Annotated in this window: 15 protein-coding genes and 1 pseudogene; 1 reads left to right on the forward strand and 15 read right to left on the reverse strand. The window is 72.1% G+C overall.

Annotated features, from left to right (window positions below):
• Window positions 1–23 precede the first annotated feature (23 nt).
• The 13 genes and pseudogenes from ABZY20_RS17670 to ABZY20_RS17730 form a co-directional block, all read right to left on the reverse strand.
• Window positions 24–1229: a glycosyltransferase family 2 protein gene (locus ABZY20_RS17670; RefSeq protein WP_356442435.1), complete on the reverse strand. Its 1206-nt coding sequence runs from the start codon at window positions 1227–1229 to the stop codon at window positions 24–26.
• A gap of 218 nt (window positions 1230–1447) precedes the next feature.
• On the reverse strand, window positions 1448–3580 hold the full coding sequence (locus ABZY20_RS17675) for a hypothetical protein (RefSeq protein ID WP_356442554.1): 2133 nt from the start codon (window positions 3578–3580) through the stop codon (window positions 1448–1450).
• Window positions 3581–3779: 199 nt separating this feature from the next.
• On the reverse strand, window positions 3780–5276 hold the full coding sequence (locus tag ABZY20_RS17680; RefSeq protein WP_356442436.1) for a bifunctional cytidylyltransferase/SDR family oxidoreductase: 1497 nt from the start codon (window positions 5274–5276) through the stop codon (window positions 3780–3782).
• A gap of 335 nt (window positions 5277–5611) precedes the next feature.
• Complete coding sequence (locus ABZY20_RS17685) at window positions 5612–7162, reverse strand: alkaline phosphatase D family protein (RefSeq protein WP_356442437.1); 1551 nt, start codon at window positions 7160–7162, stop codon at window positions 5612–5614.
• 168 nt (window positions 7163–7330) lie between these two features.
• Complete coding sequence (locus ABZY20_RS17690; RefSeq protein WP_356442438.1) at window positions 7331–8812, reverse strand: FG-GAP-like repeat-containing protein; 1482 nt, start codon at window positions 8810–8812, stop codon at window positions 7331–7333.
• A gap of 153 nt (window positions 8813–8965) precedes the next feature.
• Window positions 8966–10402: a GTPase ObgE gene (gene obgE / locus ABZY20_RS17695; protein WP_356442439.1), complete on the reverse strand. Its 1437-nt coding sequence runs from the start codon at window positions 10400–10402 to the stop codon at window positions 8966–8968.
• Window positions 10403–10508: 106 nt separating this feature from the next.
• A complete protein-coding gene (gene rpmA, locus ABZY20_RS17700) occupies window positions 10509–10763 on the reverse strand; it encodes a 50S ribosomal protein L27 (protein ID WP_010041940.1) in 255 nt (84 codons plus the stop codon).
• Between the two features lie 14 nt (window positions 10764–10777).
• Window positions 10778–11098, reverse strand: coding sequence for a 50S ribosomal protein L21 (rplU, locus tag ABZY20_RS17705; protein ID WP_345659671.1), 321 nt, complete (start codon window positions 11096–11098; stop codon window positions 10778–10780).
• Window positions 11099–11362: 264 nt separating this feature from the next.
• Window positions 11363–15688: an Rne/Rng family ribonuclease gene (locus tag ABZY20_RS17710; protein ID WP_356442440.1), complete on the reverse strand. Its 4326-nt coding sequence runs from the start codon at window positions 15686–15688 to the stop codon at window positions 11363–11365.
• Between the two features lie 259 nt (window positions 15689–15947).
• A complete protein-coding gene (locus ABZY20_RS17715) occupies window positions 15948–16730 on the reverse strand; it encodes a TIGR03936 family radical SAM-associated protein (RefSeq protein ID WP_356442441.1) in 783 nt (260 codons plus the stop codon).
• A 48-nt stretch (window positions 16731–16778) separates the two neighbouring features.
• Window positions 16779–17963, reverse strand: coding sequence for a hypothetical protein (locus ABZY20_RS17720; protein WP_356442442.1), 1185 nt, complete (start codon window positions 17961–17963; stop codon window positions 16779–16781).
• Window positions 17964–18161: 198 nt separating this feature from the next.
• Complete coding sequence (locus tag ABZY20_RS17725) at window positions 18162–18392, reverse strand: helix-turn-helix transcriptional regulator (protein WP_356442443.1); 231 nt, start codon at window positions 18390–18392, stop codon at window positions 18162–18164.
• Window positions 18392–18523: pseudogene (locus ABZY20_RS17730) on the reverse strand (DUF2975 domain-containing protein); the annotation flags it as partial. The gene ABZY20_RS17725 and the pseudogene ABZY20_RS17730, both read right to left, overlap by 1 nt.
• A 126-nt stretch (window positions 18524–18649) precedes the next feature.
• On the opposite strand from ABZY20_RS17730, the gene ABZY20_RS17735 reads away from it, so the two are divergent.
• Window positions 18650–19339 (forward strand): GAF and ANTAR domain-containing protein, encoded by a 690-nt coding sequence (locus ABZY20_RS17735; protein WP_356442444.1) that lies wholly within the window; start codon window positions 18650–18652, stop codon window positions 19337–19339.
• Between the two features lie 217 nt (window positions 19340–19556).
• Here the strand turns inward: ABZY20_RS17735 and ABZY20_RS17740 are convergent, their stop codons facing one another.
• Together ABZY20_RS17740 and ABZY20_RS17745 are read right to left on the reverse strand one after the other, a co-directional pair.
• On the reverse strand, window positions 19557–21521 hold the full coding sequence (locus ABZY20_RS17740) for a TIGR03960 family B12-binding radical SAM protein (RefSeq protein WP_356442445.1): 1965 nt from the start codon (window positions 21519–21521) through the stop codon (window positions 19557–19559).
• Between the two features lie 78 nt (window positions 21522–21599).
• Window positions 21600–23105, reverse strand: coding sequence for a CYTH and CHAD domain-containing protein (locus ABZY20_RS17745; RefSeq protein ID WP_356442446.1), 1506 nt, complete (start codon window positions 23103–23105; stop codon window positions 21600–21602).
• Window positions 23106–23129: the final 24 nt, after the last annotated feature.

Consider the following 23129-nt stretch of genomic DNA (forward strand, 5'->3'; position numbering starts at 1 on the left):
GCCACCGGCCGGCGGCCCCGCTGTCATGCCGCCCGCATCTCGCGGGCCGTCAGCACCCGCCGGGCCTTGCGCGCCGCACGCCGCACGAACGAGTCGACGCCGCCCTCCCGGTAGCCCGGGAACGCGCGGGCCTCGCGCGGCCCGGCGAGGTAGACCGCGTCGGGGATGCCGGCGGCGCGGTCCCGGAAGTGCGGGTAGGCCAGGTAGACCCGGCGGCCCTTCTTCTCCAGGAGTGCCGCCGCCTGCTTCTTGTTCTTGACGAACTTGACCACGTCGAGGAGCAGTTCCGGGCGCTGTTCGGCGACCAGGTGCAGTCGCAGCCGCTCGTGGACCTTGAGGCGCCGGGCGACGCCCTGCGTCCAGTAGGCGTCCATCAGCGGCTTGGCCAGTTCGAGCTTGTGCCGGCGCGTCTCCTCGTCGTCCGTGAGGTACTTCGGGCCGAACTGCGGCAGCAGCGTCACCACGAAGGGCCGGACCATGAGCTGGTCGCGCCGGGCACCCGCCGGGACGAGGTCGGCGATGAGCCGCATCAGGGCCCGTGCGGAGTCGAAGCGCAGCGTGTAACCGCCGCTCTTGGTCACGTGCTTGCCGTCGTCGCGGCCGACCAGGTAGTAGCAGGTGTGGTCGGCGACCACGGAGACGCCGTCGGCCCGCAGGTACGCCTCCATGGTGAACAGCGCGTCCTCGCCGGTGAACAGCGACTCGTCGAAGCGCATGCCGTGCCGGTCCAGCAGCTCCCGGCGGAACAGCTTCTGCGCGCTGAGCGTGAACATGATGTTGGAGGAGAACACGTCGGTGCGCTCCTCCGTCCGGCCCCACATGGACTTCGGCGCGGAGCGGTTCACTCCCTCGACCTTGCCCAGGACCACGTCCGTGCCGGCGCGGTCGGCCATGGCGACCATCCGCTCCAGCGCCTCGGGCCCCAGCCGGTCGTCGGCGTCGAGGAAGAAGACGTAGCGTCCCGTCGCCTTGCTCAGGCCCACGTTGCGCGGGCCGCTGGGGCCGCCGGAGTTCTCCTGCCGGATCACCAGGACGTGCATGGGAGCGCGCTCGGCGAACTCCTCCAGGTACTCCCCCGTGCCGTCCGTCGAGCCGTCGTCCACCGCGATGACCTCGATGCGCTCCGGATCGATGGTCTGTGCCTCGACGGACGAGAGGCACTCGATCAGGTACGGCATCGCTTCGTACGCCCCGATGACGACACTCACATCAGGCTGCGCCACGGTCACGTCTCCCCCTCGTCACGTTCTCCCCCTGACCACTGGACATTTCCCCTGTATCCACTCATTCGCTACTTGATAGACGGGTGATCACCGGAAGCGGTTGCCTCACCCACCGGTGTTAGTGGGGGACGTCACACGGTGAACGCACAGGGAACGCGAAACGGAAAGGGTTCGGCCCCGGGGAGAACTCCCCGGGGCCGAACCCCTCAGCTGTGGACGGCAGTTCAGGCGGTGCCGACTCCGTCCGTCTCGCCGGCCGTGGACAGCCGCTGCCCGGGCACGACGTTCGCCAGCTCGGTCTCGGCCTCGGCCTCGGTCTGCGCCTCGGCCTCCGCGAGGGCGGCCGCGTCCCGCGACTGCTGGCCGACGTTGCGCGTCTCGGCCTTGAGCGCGAGGTTCGCGACCGCGGTGTTGAACTGCTCGATGGAGGCGGGCTCGTCCGGGCCCAGCAGGTACTGCTTGAGCTCCTTGCGGTCCTCGGCCAGCGGGTCCGCGGCCGGGTCGCGTACGGCGTCCAGCAGCTCGCCCAGCTCGGCGGCGCTGTTGGAGAGGATCACCGCGGCACGCACCGCCGTGTTGTTCCGCTTGAACTCCTCGGCACCCACCTCGGCGGAGTCCGTGACCGCGTACGGCTTGCCGCTGGCGATGAAGTCGGAGACCACGCTGGAGATGTCGGACACCATCGCGTCGGAGACGTTGAAGCAGTCGTACAGACGCGGCTCGGGGCCGGTGATGACGCGGTGCTCCCAGGACGGGAAGGCCCGCCAGTAGGCGTCGTTCCACTCGGTGCGCAGCCGGGCGATCTCCTCGTGCCGGGCGACGTCGACCAGCCCGTCACGGGTGGCCTCGGCCTCGTCACCGCGGTCGCCGCCGGAGCCGGTCAGCTGCGCCAGCCGGGCCTCGATCCGCTGCAGCTCGTCCTTGGCCTGCGCCTGGGCGGCGGTGTCGGCGACGAACCGCGGGTTCATGGCGCGCTCGGCGGCGGCCTTCTCGACCAGGGCGGTGATCCGCTGGTGCGCGGCGCCGGCCTCCTTGCTGACGGTGCCGGTGAAGGGGTGCGGCTTGTACAGCACCCGCACCGGCGGGTCGGCCGAGACCAGCTTCTTGACGATGTTCTCGCCGGCCAGCACCAGCGAGGTGTTGCCCGGGTTGCCGTCCCAGCCCTCCCAGGTGGGGGCGTAGAGCACGGTCGGGCAGTGTCCGTCGGCGGCTTCGCCGCGGGGGCCTGCGGGCACGCCCTGCCAGGTCTGGATGGGGGCGAGCTGCGGGCGGCCGACCTCGACGATGTCCTCGTCGCGGACGCCGACGTCGGCGATGGCGTAGCGGTCGCGGCCCGCGCGGCCGGCCGTCCAGACCTCGTCGTAGACCTTGCTGAACGGGTTGACGCTGGCGAGCTTGTCGCTGTCGCCGTGGCCGATGAAGACGTGCTTCATGGTGGGCACGCGCAGCAGGTGGATGTTCTTGCCGACGTTCGCCGCGTAGAGCGCGACCCGCACCGTGGACAGGTCCAGGTTCATCAGGTGCACCCCTCCGGGCACGCAGATGACGGGGACCGTGGTCGGCGCCAGGTTCTTCAGGATGGCGCGCTCGCGCAGGATGATCAGCGGCCTGGAGTCCAGGTTCTCCATGGTGTCCAGCCACATGTTGACCTGGTAGGCGGAGTCCTTGGAACCGGAGAAGTACAGGACCGTCTCCGGCTGGTACTCGCGCAGCCAGTCGTCGACGGCGGCCAGCACCTTCTCGGCGTTCGGCGGGGTCTTCCGGCCGCGCACGTACGGCACGAGCACCAGGACGTACAGGATGCCGAGGGCGACCGTGACACCGATGCCGACGAAGCCGATCAGCGCCGACTCGACCTGCGCGGCGACCAGGATCCCGGCCACCGCCGCGAGGTCCAGGTGCAGCATCTTCTCGGCGGAGCGGTGCATCAGCCGGCGCGGCGGGGCGTCCGGGATGCGGATGCGGGACTTCAGGTCGATGTTGCGCGTGGCGACCGGCAGGCGGCGGCGGTTGCGGATCAGCTGGACCAGCGCGCCGTGCGGGGCCTGCAGACCGTAGAAGGCGATGAAGCAGGCGATCGCCCCGTAGTAGATCAGGTTGTCCGCGAGGGACAGCCGGGCCAGCAGCAGGATGAGCAGCAGCTGCCGGATCAGGAAGCGGATCGACAGGCCGGCCCGGACCTTGCCGAGGCGGTTGATCAGGTAGCTGCCCTTGCGGTGCAGATAGTGGTCCGCCAGGTACGTCACGGCGGCCGCTGCCGCGAAGGCGGGGACGCTCGGGACGAGCGCGGCCAGCATGAGGGCGGGGAAGCCCGCCACCATGAGGACCGCCGCGGCCAGCTCGGCCGCGCTGCCCACCCGGGCGACGCGAATAGCGGTGGATATCACGGAGGAACCTGCTCTTGAGAGGGGTGTGCCGGTCTTGTTCAAGAATGCGGCTGGTCTGTGAATTTTCCGAGGGGTACGGATTCAGGCCCCTGCGAACACTCCTGTTACCGGCTTCGTTAACAGGAGGGCGCAGAGGCCTGAATTACTGAAGTCTAATTGGCGCCAATTATTACACGCCGTCCTGACGGTCCAGCACCGAGGCCAGCGCCTGCTCGAAACCGGACGCGCGGGCCGCGCCGGCCGTCGGGTCCTGCTGGCGGACGTCGATGACGTGCCCGGTCAGCTCGGACAGCAGCACGTCGAGGGAGGTGCGGGCCACGGCCTCGGAGGACAGCAGGGAACCGGCGGGCTCCTGGCCGAACGCCTTGGTGCGCATCGGGGTGGCGGTGCGCTCGGGGTTGATGCAGTTCACGCGCACACCGTCGCCGGCCCACTCGTCGGACAGGGCCTGGGTGAGGTTCACCATGGCGGCCTTGGTCGAGGAGTACAGGCTGTACTCGGCGCGGCCGCGGGTGTAGCTGCTGGAGGTGTACAGGAGCAACTGGCCCTTGGTCTCGGACAGGTACTTGTACGAGGAGCGGGCGATCTGCACCGGGGCCAGGTAGTTGACCTTCAGCGCCTCCTCGATGGTGGCGTTGTCGGTCTCGGCGAGCTTGCCTATGCGCAGCACGCCCGCGGTGTTGACCACGTAGTCGATGCGGCCGGTCTCGGCGTACGCCTTGGACAGGGCGTCGTCGACCTCCTCCGGGTTCTCCACGTGGGTGCCGGTGGTGGAGCGGCCGAGGGCGTAGACCTTCGCGCCGTAGGACCCGGCGAGTTCGGCGATGTCCTTGCCGATGCCGTAGGAACCGCCGAAGACGACGACCGTCTTGCCGGTCAGCAGCCGGCGGTAGGCCTCCTCGCTCACCTGCTCGGGGGCGGCCGCGGAGGCCAGCTGGAAGAGCTTGTCGGCGATGAAGACGTCGACGGGCTGGGTGACCTTCATGTTGTACTCGTCACCCGCGACGACGTGGATCGGCACGTCCGGCAGGTACTTGAGCACGACCGAGCAGTCGTCGGTGGCCTGGAAGTTGGGGTCGCCGGCGGCGACCTCGTAGGCCCGCTTGATCGTGGACAGCTTGAAGGCCTGCGGCGTCTGGCCGCGGCGCAGCCGGGAGCGGTCCGGGATCTCGGTGATGAACTCGCCGTCCTCGCCGTGCGTGCGCGTGACGATGATGGTGTCCGCGGAGGGGATGGCCACGTCGACGGCCTGGTAGCGCTGCAGCGCGGCGACGCAGTCGTCGATGACGCGCTGCGAGAGCAGCGGGCGGACGGCGTCGTGGAAGAGGACGTTGAGGTCCTCGCCCTCGGCGAGGCCCTCGCCCAGGGCGGCGATGGCGCGCTCGGTGGTCTCGTTCCGCGTGGAGCCGCCCTCGATGACCTTCGAGACCTTCTTGAAGCCGGCCTTGGCGACGATCTTCTCGATGTCGGGGACGTAGCCCTGCGCCATCAGCACGATGACGTCGTCGATCGAGTCGGCGTTCTCGAAGGTGGTCAGGGTGTGCTCGATGACTGCCTTGCCGGCGATCTTCAGCAGCTGCTTGGGGATCGACAGACCCACCCGCTGACCGGTGCCACCGGCCAGGATCACTGCGGTGGTACGGGGCTTGGCTATGTGCTGGGACACAGAGGACCTACCTTGGGGCGACAGGGAACCTTGAAATGGTCCCACTTGTGGTTACCGCAGTGCAAGGTGAGCGCCCTCCACCGCATATGTGCGCGCAACCTGTCATTCACCTGCGAGCGCTGGTGATTGGCGAGACGGTTCCACCGATCGGCGCGCACGTCTCGGAATTTGCTGTGAGTAACTCCACAAGGAGTTCCGGATCGCTGAGTTCCGGATCAAGATTCCGCAGCCTATCGGTTACGGAGCGGGCAGCGGTAACCAGTCGCCGGGCCGCGCGCACAACCCGAGGAGCCCGGGACCGCGAACGGTCCCGGGCTCCGGTGGGTTCCTGACGGTCAGACGACCTCCACGCCCGGCCGGCCGGCCTCGACCCGCAGCCGGGCCAGCGTGCTCGGGGTGGCGGCCGGCTGCCGGACGGTGTCGACCACGCGCACCTGCGCGTCGATGCCGGAGCGGCGGACGTCGAGGAGGTGGTAGCCGCGGTGCGCGTCGAGCAGCTTCCAGTGCGGGTTGTCCGGGCGGCGCGGGTCCCACTCCCTGCGGAAGGCCTCCTGGTCCTGGTCGCCGTTGCTGGAGATGGAGGTGCCGACGAACTCGGCGCCGACGACCGCGGAGCCGGGGTCGGCGTAGTCCTCCTTGAGGTCGCTGATCATCGTCAGGTGCCGGTCGCCGGAGAGCACGACGGGGTTGCGGACCTGCTTGAACTCCCGCAGGAGCTGGTTGCGTTCGGCCTGGTAGCCGTCCCAGGCGTCGTAGAACCAGAGCTTGCCCTCGCCGACCTTGAGGTCCGTCTCGGCCATCATGATCTGCGAGGCGATGAGGTTCCAGCGGGCGGGCGAGCGGCGCAGCCCGTCGAGCAGCCACTGCTTCTGCTGCGCGCCCAGCATGGTCAGCGACGGGTCCTGGGCGCCTTCCTGACTGGTGGCCTGGTCGCTGCGGTACTGCCGGGTGTCCAGGACGTTGAGCCGCGCCAGGCGGCCGAACTCCAGACGGCGGTGCATCCGGATGTGCGGACCCGTGGGGACGGCCGTGGCGCGGACCGGCATGTGCTCGTAGTACGCCTGGTACGCCGCGGTGAGCCGCGCCACGAACGCGTCGTGCGGCTGCTTGCCGGGGTCCTGCGGGATCTCGCCGGCGAAGTCGTTGTCCACCTCGTGGTCGTCGAAGCTCACCACGAACGGCGCGCCGGCGTGCATCGCCGCGAGGTCGGGGTCGGTGCGGTACTGGGCGTACCGGTTGCGGTACTGGACGAGGCCGACCGGCTCGCCGGTGCCCTCGTGCCGCCGCAGGGCCGTCGCCGAGGGCGTGGACTCGTAGATGTAGTCGCCGACGAACACCACGACGTCGGGGTCCTGGTCGAGCATGTCGGCGTATGGCGTGAAGTAGCCGTGCTGCCAGTTCTGGCAGGAGGCGAGGGCTATCCGCAGCGAGCCGCCGGAGCTGTGGGGGTGGGGCGCGGTGCGGGTGCGGCCGACGGGCGAGAGCTGCCCGCCGGCGCGGAAGCGGTACCAGTAGGTGCGGTCCGGGTGCAGTCCCCGTACGTCCACGTGAACGCTGTGCCCGTACTCGGGCCTGGCCTGGGCGGTGCCGCGGCGGACGAGACTTCTGAACCGGTGGTCCCGCGCGACCTGCCACTCCACGGGCACCACCTGCTCGGGCATGCCGCCGCCCTGGAGCGGGTCGGGGGCGAGCCTGGTCCACAGCACGATGCCGTCGGGCAGCGGGTCGCCCGAGGCCACACCCAGGCTGAACACGCCGTCGGGCAGCGTCGTCCCGGTCGCGTGCGCTGCGGCCGGGAGCCACAACTGGGCGGAGGCGGCGGCGCCGAGCACCGCGGCGCCGGCGGTCAGAAAGCGGCGTCGTCCGGGGGATGCTGCTGCGGTCATCGGCAAACTCCCTTACCTCGCTGGCCACATGGACACGGGGAAGCTTCACGCTCGCGGGCGGTCCGCCCGCTGAACGCCGGGGTTCACGTACATGACAACTAAGCAGACAAAGAGAGACCTGCCGCCAGCGTCGGAACAAGCCTTTGCCGGGGCGGGTCTGACGGCTGATCAGTGAGCGAAGCCGGTGCCGAGCCGGGCACCCGTGGCCGTCGTGCCGAGGAGCGTGTTGCCGAAGGCCGTGGTGCCGTTGGGGCTCACGACGGTCGTGGGGCCGGACCTGAAGGACCAGACGAACCCGGCGCCGGAGTTCTCCCCCGGGGCACCGGCGGCGAGGTCGGCCAGGCCGTCCCCGTTCGCGTCGGCGAGGTGGACGGCCCTGCCGAAGGCGTCGTTCTGCTCGGCGGCGCCCGGCACGTCGGGCGGGTCCTGCGTGACCGCCCGGGCGCCGGTCCCGGTGAGCCCGCTCGCGGTGCCGTGCAGCAGGACCACGGCACCGGCCGCCGGGACGCTGCCCAGGTCCTCGCCGGGCAAGCCGGTCACCACGTCCGGGTGGCCGTCACCGTCGGCGTCGGCGATCCGCACGTCCGTGCCGAAGCCGTCGCCCGCCTCGGCGGAACCGGGCACGCCGGGGCTGTCCTGGTTGAGGTGCACGGCCGCAGGGCCGTCGGGGCCGTCCGCGCCGCCCGGGATCCAGGTGACCCGGCCGCCCCTGGCCGCGGGGGTGTCGAGGTCGCTGTCGTACCCGTCGACGGCCCGGCCGACCACGATGTCGTCGTAGCCGTCCCCGTCGATGTCCCCGAGGTCGAGGTTCTCGCCGCCCTGGAGCCGGTGGCCGTCGCCGCCCCGCACGGTGACGTACGGGGAGAGCCCCTGCCTGCCGCCCGGCCAGTACACGACCCGGCGGGCGTCGAACTCGTCGCCGTCGTTCTCGGTGGCGGCGACGTCGGTGATGCCGTCGCCGTTGACGTCACCGGCGGCCAGGTCGAGGACGCGGCTGTCGAACTCGTCCCGCACGATCTGCTCGCCGCCGTCCGTGGCGCCGTCCCGGCGGAACGGGCCGTTCAGCACCCGCAGGTCGAACTGGTTCTCGACGGTCACCAGGTCCTCGGCACCGTCGCCGTTCACATCGCCCACGGTCAGGCGCCCCTGGCCGCCGAGCCCGTCGTAGGCCTTGCCGGTGGCCAGGACGGCACCGCCGGTCAGCCCCTTCGGGCCGCCCCACACCACCTCGACCAGGCCGGACTCCGCGCCGCCTTCGGCGGTGTCCTCGCGGCCCACGCCGACGACCAGGTCCGCGAATCCGTCCCGGTCGAGGTCGGCGGTGGTCAGCGCGCTGCCGAAGGCGTCGTCCGTCTCGGGACTGCCGGGCACCGAGGCCGTGCTCTGGGTGAGGACCTGCCGTGTCGTGACGTTCAGCCCGTTCTCGGAGCCGTAGACGACGGCGACGTAGCCGGCGCCCTTCCTGCCGTCGACGGTCGCGCTCGGGGCGGCCACCGCGAGGTCGCGGTAGCCGTCGCCGTTGAAATCGTCGTGGAGCTTCGCCGTGGTGGACCCGGCGGCGGGCGCGGCGTGCGCGGCCATCGGGGTGGTGACCGCCGCCACGACGGCGACGGCAGCCGCCGCCGTCCGGCCGAGCCTGCGCTTGCTCATGGACTGGGGCACGTGAACTCCGGTGATCCGCTGGGCAGTTGCCGTGCGGAGCGGACCAAGATCCGCTCCGCACCGCCCCGTACGACTCACCGGACGACGACTTGGTTGCCCCCGAGTCCGCCGTGCGTATGCTCCCCGTTCACCCGAGGAGGCTCAGAAGGGCTCGAAATCGTCGAACGCGCGCTGCGCCTCGTCCCGCTCGGCCTGCCGGTCCTTGCGGCGCTGCGCGGCCGGCCGCTCCCCCTCGAGCCGGTGGTCCTCACCGCGCCGGCCCAGCATCTCCGCCCCGGCCGTCATGGACGGCTCCCAGTCGAAGACGACCGCGTTGTCCTCGGGGCCGATGGCGACACCGTCGCCACCCCGGGCACCCGCCTTCATCAGTTCCTGCTCGACACCGAGACGGTTGAGCCGGTCCGCGAGGTAGCCGACGGCCTCGTCGTTGTTGAAGTCGGTCTGGCGCACCCAGCGCTCGGGCTTCTCGCCGCGCACCCGGAACAGGCCGTCGGCCTCGCGCGTCACGGTGAAGCCCGTGTCGTCCACGGCCTTGGGCCGGATCACGATCCGCGTGGCCTCTTCCTTCGGCTTGGCCGCCCGGAACTGCGCCACGAGCTCCGCGAGCGCGTACGACAGTTCCTTCAGCCCCATGTGCGCCACCGCCGACACCTCGAACACGCGGTAGCCGCGCGCCTCCAGGTCGGGCCGCACCATCTCGGCCAGGTCCTTGCCGTCCGGTACGTCGATCTTGTTCAGCACGACGATGCGCGGCCGGTTGTCCAGCCCGCCGTACTGCCGCAGCTCCTCCTCGATGACGTCGAGGTCGGAGACCGGGTCGCGCTCGGACTCCAGCGTCGCGGTGTCCAGCACGTGCACCAGCACGCTGCACCGCTCCACGTGCCGCAGGAACTCCAGGCCCAGGCCCCTGCCCTGGCTGGCGCCCGGGATCAGCCCGGGCACGTCGGCGATCGTGTAGACCGTCGAACCGGCCGTGACGACACCGAGGTTCGGCACGAGCGTGGTGAACGGGTAGTCGGCGATCTTCGGCTTGGCGGCGCTGAGCACCGAGATCAGCGACGACTTGCCGGCGCTCGGGTAGCCGACGAGCGCCACGTCGGCGACCGTCTTCAGCTCCAGGACGATCTCCTGCACGTCCCCCGGCTCGCCGAGCAGCGCGAAACCGGGCGCCTTGCGCCGGGCGGAGGCCAGGGCCGCGTTGCCGAGCCCGCCCCGGCCGCCCTGCGCGGCGACGTAGGAGGTGCCGTGCCCGACCAGGTCCGCGAGGACGTTGCCCGCCTTGTCCAGCACGACCGTGCCGTCCGGCACCGGCAGGACCATGTCCTGGCCGTCCTTGCCGGAACGGTTGCCGCCCTCGCCGGGCTTGCCGTTGGTGGCCTTGCGGTGCGGGGAGTGGTGGTAGTCCAGCAGCGTGGTGACGGACTGGTCGACGGTGAGGATCACATCCCCGCCGCGACCGCCGTTGCCGCCGTCCGGGCCGCCGAGCGGCTTGAACTTCTCACGGTGGACGGAGGCACAGCCGTGGCCTCCGTTACCCGCGGCGACATGCAGCTCGACGCGGTCCACGAAGGTGGTCATGGTGGGTGCCTCCAGAAGTACGTACGAGATTTACTTGTTCAACAAGCGAAAGGCGGACCCGCCTTCCCGCAACGGGAAGTGAGGTCCGCCTCGCGAGAGTGTCCGATCAGGCGACCGGAACGATGTTCACGACCTTGCGGCCACGGTGGGTGCCGAACTGCACCGAACCGGCCTGCAGGGCGAACAGCGTGTCGTCGCCGCCGCGGCCGACGCCCGCGCCCGGGTGGAAGTGGGTGCCGCGCTGACGGACCAGGATCTCACCAGCGTTGACGACCTGACCGCCGAAGCGCTTCACGCCGAGCCGCTGGGCATTGGAGTCGCGACCGTTCCGGGTGGACGATGCGCCCTTCTTGTGTGCCATTTCTCCTCAGTCCCTTACTTCGCAGCCGTGGGGATCTCGGTGACCTTGATCGCCGTGTACTGCTGGCGGTGGCCCTGCCGACGACGGTAACCGGTCTTGTTCTTGTAGCGCAGAATGTCGATCTTCTGGCCCTTGTGGTGGTCCACGACCTCGGCCTGGACCTTGATGCCGGCCAGCACCCACGGGTCGCTGGTCACGGCCTCGCCGTCGACAACGAGCAGGGTCGAGAGCTCGACCGTGTCGCCAACCTTGGCAGTGGAAATCTTGTCAACCTCAACGATGTCGCCGACAGCAACCTTGTGCTGGCGACCACCGCTGCGCACGATGGCGTACACGCGGAACTCACTCTCTCGCTCGGGAAACGGCACCCCCGCAGGCCAGCCACCCGCACAGCGGGCGGCCTCTCCTGGGCGCCCGGCGCCCGGAGGATGAGGTTTACGGGGATGTGACGTGTCAGTCGACACGCCGACGGTCAAGGTTACGGGGCCGCGACCGAGAGGGTCAAACCGAGCCGGGCCCCCCGCCTGTGCGTCCGGTCACTCCGGCCGCGCTCCGGGGCGCACGCGCGCACGCGCACGCCCCGGCAGGCGTCGTACGGGTCAGCCCTCGTCGGCGGAGGCCGAGACGGAGGAGAGCGACTGCTCCGCCGCCGCGGTCTTCTTCGACGTGGTCTTCTTGGCGGCCGACTTGGTGGTCTTCGCCGCCTTCTTGGCCGTCGTCTTCTTGGCCGCGGTCTTCTTCGCCGCGGTCTTCTTGGTGGCGGCCTTCTTCGCCGTGGCCTTCTTGGCCGTCTTGCGGGCCGTCTTCTTGGCCGGGGCCTGCTCCTCGGCGGCCTCGCCCTCCTCGGCGGCCCGGCCTTCCCCGGCGACCGGGGCCTCGTCCTGCGGCTCCGCGGCGGCCGACGGCACGACCACGACGGCCGTGTCCTCGGACGCGGTGGGCGCGGTGGCCTTGCGCACGGCGCGGCGCCGCGGACGGGCCGGGGCGGCGCTCTCGGCGGGCGCCTCGGCCTCCTCGGCCGCTGCCTGCCCGGCGGGAGCCTGCTCGGCCGGAGCCTGCTCGGCCGGCGCGGGGGCGGTCTCCGCGACCGTCACCACGGCCGCCTCGGCACCGGCGGGGGAACCGGCCGGCGCGGTCACCTTGCGGGTCACCCGGCGACGGCCACGGCCCTTGGGCGCGGCCTCCTCGGCGGCCGGGGCTTCGGCGGCCGGGGCCTCCGCAGCGGCGGCAGCGGCCTCGACGACGGGGTCCTCCACGGCCATCGGCTCGGCGTGCGCCTCGGCGGCCGGCTCCGGCTGCACCGGGCGGGCCACCTCCTCGGCGGCGGTCACGTCCTGAGCCGTCGGCACCTCGGCCTGCTCGGCCTGGTCCTTGCCGGGCCTGGACCGGTCCCGGCCCCGCTCGGCCTTCGGCTCCGCCGTCTCACCGCGCGGCGCACCCGCCGGGGCGGACGCCCGCCGGCTCGCCCGGCGCCGCGTCCGTCCGCGGGTCGCGGCGGCCTCCGCCTCGGCGGCGCTGCTGTACAGCTCCTCGTCGGGCTCGAAGGACGGCTCGGGCAGCGCGATCGGCTCGGCGGCCTCGGCGACGACCTCGGCCTCGGTCTCGGCCTCCTCCTCGGCGGTCTCGACGGCCGCCTCGTGGACGTGCGGCTGCTCGGCGGCACCGGCACGGGCGCGCTTCTTGCGCTTGCCGCCGCCACCGGGGGCCGTCGGCTGCTCCATGTGCACGATGACACCGCGGCCGTTGCAGTGGACGCAGGTCTCGGAGAAGGACTCCAGCAGGCCCTGGCCGACCCGCTTGCGGGTCATCTGCACCAGGCCCAGCGAGGTCACCTCGGCGACCTGGTGCTTCGTACGGTCCCGGCCCAGGCACTCCAGCAGGCGCCGCAGCACCAGGTCCCGGTTCTGCTCCAGCACCATGTCGATGAAGTCGATGACGATGATGCCGCCGAGGTCGCGCAGCCGCAGCTGGCGGACGATCTCCTCGGCCGCCTCCAGGTTGTTCCTGGTGACGGTCTCCTCGAGGTTGCCGCCCTGGCCGGTGAACTTGCCGGTGTTGACGTCGACGACGACCATCGCCTCGGTCCGGTCGATCACCAGCGAGCCGCCGCTGGGCAGCCAGACCTTGCGGTCCAGGGCCTTGGCGAGCTGCTCGTCGATCCGGTACGTGGCGAAGACGTCGACCTCGGAGGTCCACCTCTGCAGCCGCTCGGCGAGGTCGGGCGCCACGTGCGAGACGTAGCCGTGGATGGTCGACCAGGCCTCGTCGCCGCTGACGACGACCTTGGAGAAGTCCTCGTTGAAGATGTCGCGCACGACCCGGACGGTCATGTCCGGCTCGCCGTACAGCAGCGTCGGCGCGTTGCCGTTCTTGGCCTTCTTCTGGATGTCCTCCCACTGCTGCTGCAGCCGCTCGACGTCCCGGCGCAGCTCGTCCTCGCTCGCGCCCTCGGCGGCGGTGCGCACGATGACGCCCGCGTCCTCGGGGACGATCTTCTTGAGGATGGTCTTCAGCCGGGACCGCTCGGTGTCGGGCAGCTTGCGGCTGATGCCGGTCATGGAGCCCTCGGGCACGTACACGAGGTAGCGGCCCGGCAGGGAGACCTGGCTGGTGAGACGGGCGCCCTTGTGCCCGATGGGGTCCTTCGTCACCTGGACGAGCACGGACTGGCCGGACTTCAGGGCGGACTCGATGCGGCGCGGCCCGTGGGCCATGCCGAGCGCCTCGAAGTTGACCTCACCGGCGTACAGGACGGCGTTGCGGCCCTTGCCGATGTCGATGAAGGCGGCCTCCATCGACGGCAGCACGTTCTGCACCTTGCCGAGGTAGACGTTGCCGACGTACGAGGTCGCCTGCTCCTTGTTGACGTAGTGCTCGACGAGCACGTCGTCCTCGAGGACGCCGATCTGCGTACGGTCGCCGTGCTGGCGGACGACCATCACGCGCTCGACGGCCTCGCGGCGGGCGAGGAACTCGGCCTCGGTGATGATCGGCACGCGGCGGCGGCCCTGCTCGCGGCCTTCGCGGCGGCGCTGCTTCTTGGCCTCCAGGCGGGTGGAGCCCTTGATGGACTGCACCTCGTCGGACGGCTCCGCCTTGGGGCGGGGCTCGCGGACCTTGACGACCGTGCGCTCCGGGTCGTCGTCGGAGGACTCGGGCTCGGCGCCGCTGTCACCGGCGCGGCGACGGCGGCGACGGCGACGGCGGCTGCTGCTGGAGCCCCCACCGGCCGACTCGTCCCGGTCGGCGGACCCCTCGGAGTCCTCCTGGTCCTCCTCGGTCTGCTCGGCCGTGTCCTCGGCGTCCTGCGCGGCCTGGGCGGCGGCGACCTGCTCGGTCTCGGCGTCCATGGACTCGCCGTCGTCGTAGTCGGCGGACTCGCCACGCCGGCGGCGGCGACCGCCCCGGCGGCGGCGACGGCGCGAGCCGGTGCCCTCGGACTCGTCCTGGTCGTCGCCCTCGGCCTGGTCCTCGGCGGACTCGTCGGGCTCCTCCACCTCGTCGGCGGCGGGCTCGGCGGCCTGGACGTCGGAGTCGTCGCCGGATCCGCGGCGGCGGCGCCGGCGGCGCGACCCGGAGGACTGCTCGTCCCGGTCGTCACGGGAGTCCCGCTCGTCACGGGAGTCCCGGCGGTCCTGGGTGGCCCGGGTGTCCTGTGCGGACTCCTCCGGCTCCTCGGCCTCGGCGGCCTCGGCGGCGGCCGCGGCGGCGGCCCGCTCCGGGGTCTGGAACTGGGGCTCGGTGAAGACGGGCGGCTGGAACAGCGCGACCGCGGGGCGGGCGGGCCGTGCGGGCGCGTCGCTCTCGCCGTCACCGGCGGCGGCGCGGGCGGACCGCTTGGGCTGGGCGGGCTCGGCGAATCCGCCGGCGGCCCGGCGGACGACCCGGCGGCGACGCCGCGGAGCGGCCTCCTCGGCGGGCTCGTCGGCGGCGGGAGCGGCTTCGGCCGCTGCCTCGGCGGCGGCCGGCGCCTCGGGCACGGCGGGGGCCTCGGCGGCGGGTGCGGCGGCAGCGGTGTCCGCGGCGGCGGGCTCGGCGGCCTCGGCCGCGGCCTTGGACCTGGCCTTCGATGTGCGGCGCGAGCTGGAGCGGGAGTTCTCGGTCACAGGTGCCTTCGCCTCCTCGGGCGAGCCGGCGCCGGCCTCGGCGGACGCGTCGGCGGAGACGGACGGACCGGCGTCGGTGCCTTCGTCCGTCGCGGGGGCGGCCGCGTCCGGGGCCGCGGGCGCGCCGGCGGGCGCGGAGGCACGCCGGGAGGCACGCCTGCGCGTCCGGCGCGGAGCCGCGTCGTCGGCGGCGGGAGCAGCCTCGACGGCTTCAGCGACCTCGGCGGGTTCGGCGGGTTCGTCCGTGGCGGGCTCGGCGCCGCTCGGCGCGGCCACCGCCTCGGTCGCCTCAGCCGCGGCGGCGGCGGAGGGCGAGGTGACGCTGCGGGTCGCGCGACGGCGGGAGCGCCGGGGAGCGGCGTCCTCGGACACCTCGGCGGCGGGCGCGGAGACCTCGGTCTCCTCCGGCTCCTCGGAGGCGGCGGGAGCACTCGCCGGCACCACGGTCTCGGCGACCTCGGCGGTCGCCGGGGACCCGGCGGGCGCGGCGGCCCGGCGCACCACCCGGCGGCGCTTGCGCTCCGCGGGCGCCGCCTCCTCGGCGGCGGGGGCCTCGGCGGGCTCCGGCTGCGCGGCGGTCTCCGCCACGGCGGCCTCGTCGGCCTCCACGGCCTCGAGGTCGGCTTCGGTCAGGGCCTCGGGGTCGGCGGCCGGTATGGCCGGCGCGACGGTCTCGGCCGACGCGTCGGAGGGGCCACCGGCGGGCGGCCCCGCCGGGCGGGATGCGGCACGACGCCGCCGGCGCGGCGGCAGGGTGTCGCTCGGGGTGTTCTGTTCGGAGCCCGTGGAGGACTCTGTGGGTTCGGTCGGTTCGAGCATGCGGGCTTTTCTCCCGTCAGGCTCCCGGGCGCCGCACCTGGTCCGGCGATGCCGGTGACGTCCGCGGCTCGCGCTGTGCGCGTCGCCGCCGTCCGGGGCGCGGGCGCCGCACGGGAGCTTTCCGTGTCCTGTCTCACCGGTTCCGTACGCCGAATGCGTACGGCCTGGCGAAAGTCTTCTGGTCGGTGCGCTGCCCGACCCAGGTGGCTCCCGAGTCCGAGGGCGGCGCTACGACGTCCGTCCCTACGCGGAACCTTCCTTACGCCGGCGCCGTCGCGGCGGCAGGCGGTTCGGCCGTTGAGTGGGCCTGTGCTGCCTCGCGGTCGGGCGCGAGCGGGTCGGTCACCGTGCCGGTCTCTTCATCGAACAGCCCCTGCGCCAGCCTGGTCACCGCTGCGGGGACCGGCGGCGCCAGGTCGGCCACGGCGCGGAGACCGGACAGGACGTCGTCGGGTCGTACGGCAGGCGTCACGTGCCGAACAACCAGCCGCAGTATCGCACAGGGCTGGTCGCTCGGCCTATCAGCCTGCGAACTGTGCGTTTCCGGGATGTCGCGCGTCTCCAGGCTCACGACGGCCGAACGGGCGTCGAACGTGCGGACGCCGTTCTTCGCGAGGCGCTTCACCTCGACGGACTCGGCCGCGATGAAGGCGTCCGCCGCGCGGCGGGCCTCCTCCTGCGGCACTCCGTCCAGGCGCAGCTCCCACACGGAGGCCGTCAGCCGGTCGGCGAGCCCCGAGGTACGGGCCTCGACCGCCTCGACGATGTCGAGCCCGGTGGGCATCGACGCGTCGAGGAGGACTCTGAGCTGCTCCGGGTCGCGGGGCGCGGTGAGCGCGATCTCCAGGTACTCCGCCTCACTGCCCGTGCCGGTGGGTGCGGCATTGGCGTACGACACCTTCGGGTGCGGCGTGAAGCCTGCCGAGTAGGCCATCGGCACCTCGGCACGGCGCAACGCACGCTCGAAGGCGCGCTGGAAGTCACGGTGGCTGGTGAACCGGAGGCGGCCGCGCTTGGTGTAGCGCAGTCGGATGCGCTGCACCGCGGGTGCGGGCGGCGGGCCTTCGGGCTGTCGCTTGCCCAGTGTCGTTCAGTCCTTCGTGAGAGCGGTCGTACTGCTACCAAGACTACGTGCCTCGCGGCCCGAAGGTTCCCTCCGGTCGGCCGGCAGGGCCTGCCCCGGCTCTCCGAGGAGCATCCGCCGGAAGTCGGCGCGGGCCCGCCGTGCGGACTCCCGGGCCGCGGCGAGCGCCTGCCGGGTGGCGCGTCCGACGCTGCGGGCGGCCTCGGCGGCGGGCCGCAGAACGCTGTCGCGCACGGCGTGTCCGACGGGGGTGAGCACCCTGCGGTAGACCCACCGCACCGGTTCGACGAACATCCACCGCAGGAGGGTGCCGAGGAAGCGGCCGACGGCGAGCGAGAGGTGCCCGGCGACCCGCCAGGCGTGACGGAAGGCGTCCCAAAGCTCCCTGCCGACGACGGCCAGGACACGTCCTGCCGGTGCGAGGACCCAGCGCCACAGGGCGAGCGCGGGCAGCACGAACAGGATCCTGGTGATCCAGTACAGAGCGGTGCCGATGCCGGTCACGATCATGCGCAGCAGCCACAGCAGCCCCTTGCCGCACCACAGGAGAGCGCGCCCGACGGGGGCGAGCACCCAGGTGTACAGCCACACCGCGGGGACGACGACCAGGTGGGTCACGAGCCAGGCCGCGACCGCCCAGACGCCCGTGCCGATCGCGGCGAGCACGGCCCCCAGGCCCTTCAGGACCCACATCAGGGCGTGGCCCACGGGGGTGAGCAGCCGCGCGTACACCCAGGCCAGGGCGGTGCCCACGGCCCGCGCCGCCCGGATGACCGCGTGTCCGGCCGGTGTCAGCACCTGCCGGTACAGCCAGACCAGGGGCACCACGAGGAGCACGTGGCCCAGCCATCCGAGGGCCCTGCCGGCCGGCACGAGGACGTACCGCCACAAGCCGACGAACGGCCAGACGAACACCGCGCGCCCGAGCCACAGCAGCGCCCGGCCGAGCGGCCGCAGCAGCGTGTCGTTCAGGAACCGCCCGGCCACGACCAGCGCGTCCCACACCATCCGCACGGGGACGACCAGGACGAGCACGACGATCCGCACGGGCAGGCGGATCGCGACGGCAAGGCATCCCTCGGGAGCTTCCGGCTCACGCCGGACGGTCGGCCCAGCCGGGCGCTGCCGCGGCTCGGGCCGGGGCTCGGGCCGGGGCTCAGGGGCAGCGGGCGGCGGTTTCTGCAGGTCCATACCGTCGAAGACGCCTGAGCACGCCGTCCGGATCCCGGACCGGACGATCCCTTTCGGGTCAGGGCGCGGCGCGGTGCGCGCCCGGAGCAGCCGGTGCGGCTCCTGGAAGCCGCAGCGGGCGTACGCGGGGATCGCCCGGGGGCCGGAGTGCCGCCAGGTCGCCGCCGGGCCGGGCGGGACGGATGCCGATGTCCCCGGTCACGGGCCCACCCGCTCGGCGGGAACGTCCGCCTCCCAGCGCAGCAGGTCCCCCGGCTGGCACTCCAGGGCCTCGCAGAGCGCGGCGAGGGTGGAGAAGCGGACCGCCTTGGCGCGGCCGTTCTTGAGGACCGCGAGGTTGGCCGGGGTGATGCCGACGCGTTCCGCGAGCTCGCCCACGGACATCTTGCGCCTGGCGAGCATCACGTCGATGTCGACGACGATCGGCATCAGATGACCTCTTCCAGCTCGGCCCGCATCCGGCTCGCCTCGACGTCCCGTGCGACGGCCTGCGCGAGCAGCATCCGCAGGACGAGCACCACCAGCGCGACGCCCAGCACGGCGAGTTTCCCCATCACCACTCCCTCGATCGACCCACGATGGAAAACTATCGAGAAACGATAGATGGCGCAAGGTGCGGCCACGTGAGCGGCACGGCGGGGTAAGAGCTCGGAACACGGACCGGGAACCGACCCGAAGGGAAGACAGTGGACTGGCGCTCGTTCGCACAGCAGATGGCCTCCGTGGCCCGTGATCTGCTCGCCCAGGACTCGGTCGGATCCACCCTGGCGCGCATCACCCGCTCGGCCGTCGAACGGGTGCCGGGCTGCGACGCCGCCGGAATCCTCCTGCTGCACGGCACCCGCGTGGAGACGCTCGCCCCGACCCACGACCTGGTCGTCGACAGCGACCGGCTCCAGGAGGACCTCGGTGAGGGCCCCTGCTTCGACGCGGCCCGGCCCAGCACCGACGAGCGCGTGTTCCGCATCGCCGACTTCACCGACGAGCAGGCCCGCTGGCCCATGTACGCGGTCCGGGCCCACGGTCTCGGCGTGGGCAGCATGATGGGATTCCTGCTGTACACCGAGGACGAGGAACTCGGCGCGCTCAACCTCTACTCACGCCGCCCCGGCGCCTTCACCGACGAGAGCGAGACCGCCGGCTGGCTGCTGGCCTCGCACGCGGCCGTCGCCTTCTCCTGCGCCCGCAGCCACTCCCAGCTGGAACAGGCCATGGCCACCCGGCACCTCATCGGCGAGGCCATGGGCATCCTCATGGGCCGCCACCACCTCGCCGAGGACCAGGCCTTCGACGTGCTGCGCCGGTACTCCCAGGAGAACAACGTCAAACTCCGGGAGGTCGCCCGGCAAGTCTGCGAGAAGGGCGGCCTCGACTGAGACCGCCCCTCCCGGACGGCTCCCCCAGCACACATTCCGAACCGAGGGAACCTGGCCGGGCCGGTCCCCGCGGGAAGCGTCACCGACCCTGCCTGGTGAGCGGGTCCCCCGCAGGGCCGCCGACTCACCTCCCGGCCTCACCCCGATGGAGACACCACTGGGCCCCCTCCGCTCAGGAGGGGGCCCAGCATGGTCGGCCGCAGGCTTCGCCGAGGCGTCAGTGAGAGTGGCCGCCGGGCGCCGGTGCCGCGTTCTTCACGCTCAGGGGCAGCAGCTTCTTGCCCGTGGGGCCGATCTGGATGTGGGTGTCCATCTGCGGACAGACCCCGCAGTCGAAGCACGGCGTCCAGCGGCAGTCCTCGACCTCCGTCTCGTCGAGGGCGTCCTGCCAGTCCTCCCAGAGCCAGTCCTTGTCCAGGCCCGAGTCGAGGTGGTCCCAGGGGAGGACCTCCTCGTAGGTGCGCTCGCGGGTGGTGTACCAGTCGACGTCCACGCCGAAGGGGGCCAGCGCCTTGTCGGCGCAGCGCATCCAGCGGTCGTAGGAGAAGTGCTCGCGCCAGCCGTCGAAGCGGCCGCCGTCGTCGTAGACCGCGCGGATGACCGCGCCGATGCGGCGGTCGCCGCGGGAGAGCAGGCCCTCGACGATGCCGGGCTTGCCGTCGTGGTAGCGGAAGCCGATCGAGCGGCCGTACCTCTTGTCGCCGCGGATCTTGTCGCGGAGCTTGGCCAGGCGCTCGTCCGTCTCCTCGGCGGAGAGCTGCGGCGCCCACTGGAAGGGGGTGTGGGGCTTGGGGACGAAGCCGCCGATGGACACCGTGCAGCGGATGTCGTTGGACTTGGACACCTCGCGGCCCTTGGCGATGACCTTCGTCGCCATGTCGGCGATCTGCAGGACGTCCTCGTCGGTCTCGGTCGGCAGGCCGCACATGAAGTACAGCTTCACCTGGCGCCAGCCGTTGCCGTAGGCGGTGGCGACCGTGCGGATCAGGTCGTCCTCGGAGACCATCTTGTTGATGACCTTGCGGATGCGCTCCGAGCCGCCCTCGGGGGCGAAGGTCAGGCCGGAGCGGCGGCCGTTGCGCGTCAGCTCGTTGGCCAGGTCGATGTTGAAGGCGTCGACGCGGGTGGAGGGCAGCGACAGGCCGATCTTGTCGTCCTCGTAGCGGTCCGCGAGGCCCTTGGCGATGTCGCCGATCTCGCTGTGGTCAGCCGAGGAGAGCGACAGCAGGCCGACCTCCTCGAAGCCCGTCGCCTTCAGGCCCTGCTCGACCATGTCACCGATGCCGGTGATGGAGCGCTCGCGGACCGGGCGGGTGATCATGCCGGCCTGGCAGAAGCGGCAGCCGCGGGTGCAGCCGCGGAAGATCTCCACGGACATGCGCTCGTGGACCGTCTCCGCCAGCGGCACCAGGGGCTGCTTGGGGTAGGGCCACTCGTCGAGGTCCATCACGGTGTGCTTGGACACGCGCCACGGGACGCCCGACCGGTTCGGGACGACGCGGGCGATGCGGCCGTCGGGGAGGTACTCCACGTCGTAGAACGCCGGGATGTACACGCCGCCCGTCTTCGCCAGGCGGAACAGGACCTCCTCGCGGCCGCCGGGGCGGCCCTCCGTCTTCCACTCGCGGATGATCCGCGTCATGTCGAGCACGGCCTGCTCGCCGTCGCCGATCACGGCGGCGTCGATGAAGTCCGCGATGGGCTCGGGGTTGAACGCGGCGTGGCCGCCGGCCAGGACGATCGGGTCGTCGACCGTCCGGTCCCGGGACTCCAGCGGAATGCCCGCCAGGTCCAGGGCCGCCAGCATGTTCGTGTAGCCGAGCTCGGTGGAGAAGGACAGCCCGAACACGTCGAACGCCTTCACCGGCCGGTGGCTGTCGACCGTGAACTGGGGGACGCCGTGCTCCCGCATCAGCTCCTCCAGGTCCGGCCACACGCTGTAGGTGCGCTCGGCGAGCACGCCCTGCTGCTCGTTGAGCACCTCGTAGAGGATCATGACGCCCTGGTTGGGCAGACCGACCTCGTAGGCGTCCGGGTACATGAGCGCCCAGCGGACGTCGCAGGAGTCCCAGTCCTTGACCGTGGAGTTGAGCTCTCCGCCGACGTACTGGATCGGCTTCTGCACATGCGGGAGCAGAGCTTCGAGCTGCGGGAACACAGACTCGGCGGCTTCGGCAGGCATCTCGGGAACCTTCGTTGTCGGACAGGGGTGACCATCCAGACTAACGCGACCGTGGCACCCCTCCGTACGCCCCGGCGATCACAGGTCCGCCGCCGCCCCCTTGACCTTCTTCCAGACCGCGGGCAGTTCGTCCTCCACGCGCCGGGCCCGCTGCGCCTCGCGCTCGTGGAGCAGGCCGTAGGTGAAGGCGCTCTCCCCCGCCGCGTGGGCGACCGCCGACAGCTCGCGGAGGGTCTGCCGGGCCATCACGCTGTCCTGGTGCTCGCCGAGCAGGCTCTGCAGCGACTTCATGGACCTGATCATGGTCTTGGCCGGCTTGCCGAGGGCCGGCTCGGCCGCCTCCGCCGCGTAGCGGGTGCGCTTGGTCTTCTTGCGGGCGTTGTGCAGGGCGACGTCGCGGTCGGTGCCGGGTTCCAGCTCCACGGCCTCCTCGACCAGGGCGGCGACCTTGCGGAAGTCCTTCTTCACCGCCTTGGCGAGGATCTTGCGGGGCTTCTTCGCGGCCGCCTTCGTCAGCGGCGGGGAGGCGATCAGGGCGTCCAGGGTGTCGAGCAGGGCCAGGTGGCGGCGGGAGTCCAGGATGCCGAGGATCCGGCCGTGGGCCCCGCTGTGCTCGGCTCGCGCCCAGGAATCCAGCCGCTCGCCGACCGGGCCGCGGACCAGGTCGGCGGGCACCTCGGCGAGGGACGCCGTCAGCCGCGCGGCCAGCACCTCGCGGTCGCGTTCCAGGCCCAGCTCCCCGGCCAGCCATTTCAGCTCGTCGGCGATCGGGCCGGTGACGGCCGGGTCGAGGATCTCGCCGAACGACTTGAAGGTGCTGCGCAGCCGGCGGGTGGCGACGCGCATGCGGTGCACGGCGTCCTCGGTGTCCCGGCGCACGGCCGGGTCGAGTTCGACGATCACGTCCCGCTGGGCGCGCACGTACGCCAGGACGTGGTCCCCCGCGGTCACCGGGTCACCGGCGGGGGCGGAGGGGCGTTCCCGCCGGGGTGCGGTCTCCTCCAGGGCCCTGGCCAGCTTCGACGCCGACGCCGACGGCCGTACGCCCGCCTTGCGCAGCTTCTTCTCCACCTTGTCGAGAAAGGCCGGGTCTCCCCCGTCGGCGAGCTCCACCTCGATCTCGGTCCACCGTGCCTCGCCACCGCCGCCCGTGAGCCGCTCGGCGTGCACGGCGTCGACGCTGACCTCGGCGAGCAGCCTGCCCTCGGCGTCGACGAGGTGCGTCACGTCGCGGTCGGAGCGCAGCCGGACCACGGGCAGCAGTGCGGCGTCGCGGACGCGGGAGCGGACGAGGGAGGCGAGGACGTCCGGGAGGGTGTCGGAGAGCGGGGCGTGGATCTCGTCGCGCACGCCCGGGGCGACGGGGAACTTCAGGTGCCAGCCCGCGTCGGAACCGCCGGTGCGGCGGCGCAGGGTGACCTTGGAGGCGGTCAGGCGCTCGTCGGCGGTGTCGTGGTAGGTGGCGTCGAGGTGGGCCACGCCCCGGTGGACGACGCCCGCGACCCCGGTGACACCGGTCAGGTCGGGAAGGCCGCCGCCCAGGGACTCGTATTTCCGCTCGATCTCGCGCTTGGTGTCCGCCATGCACCGAATCTAGTCGGCACCGGG

This window comes from Streptomyces sp. NPDC006624 (genome assembly GCF_040611555.1).
Taxonomy (GTDB): domain Bacteria; phylum Actinomycetota; class Actinomycetes; order Streptomycetales; family Streptomycetaceae; genus Streptomyces.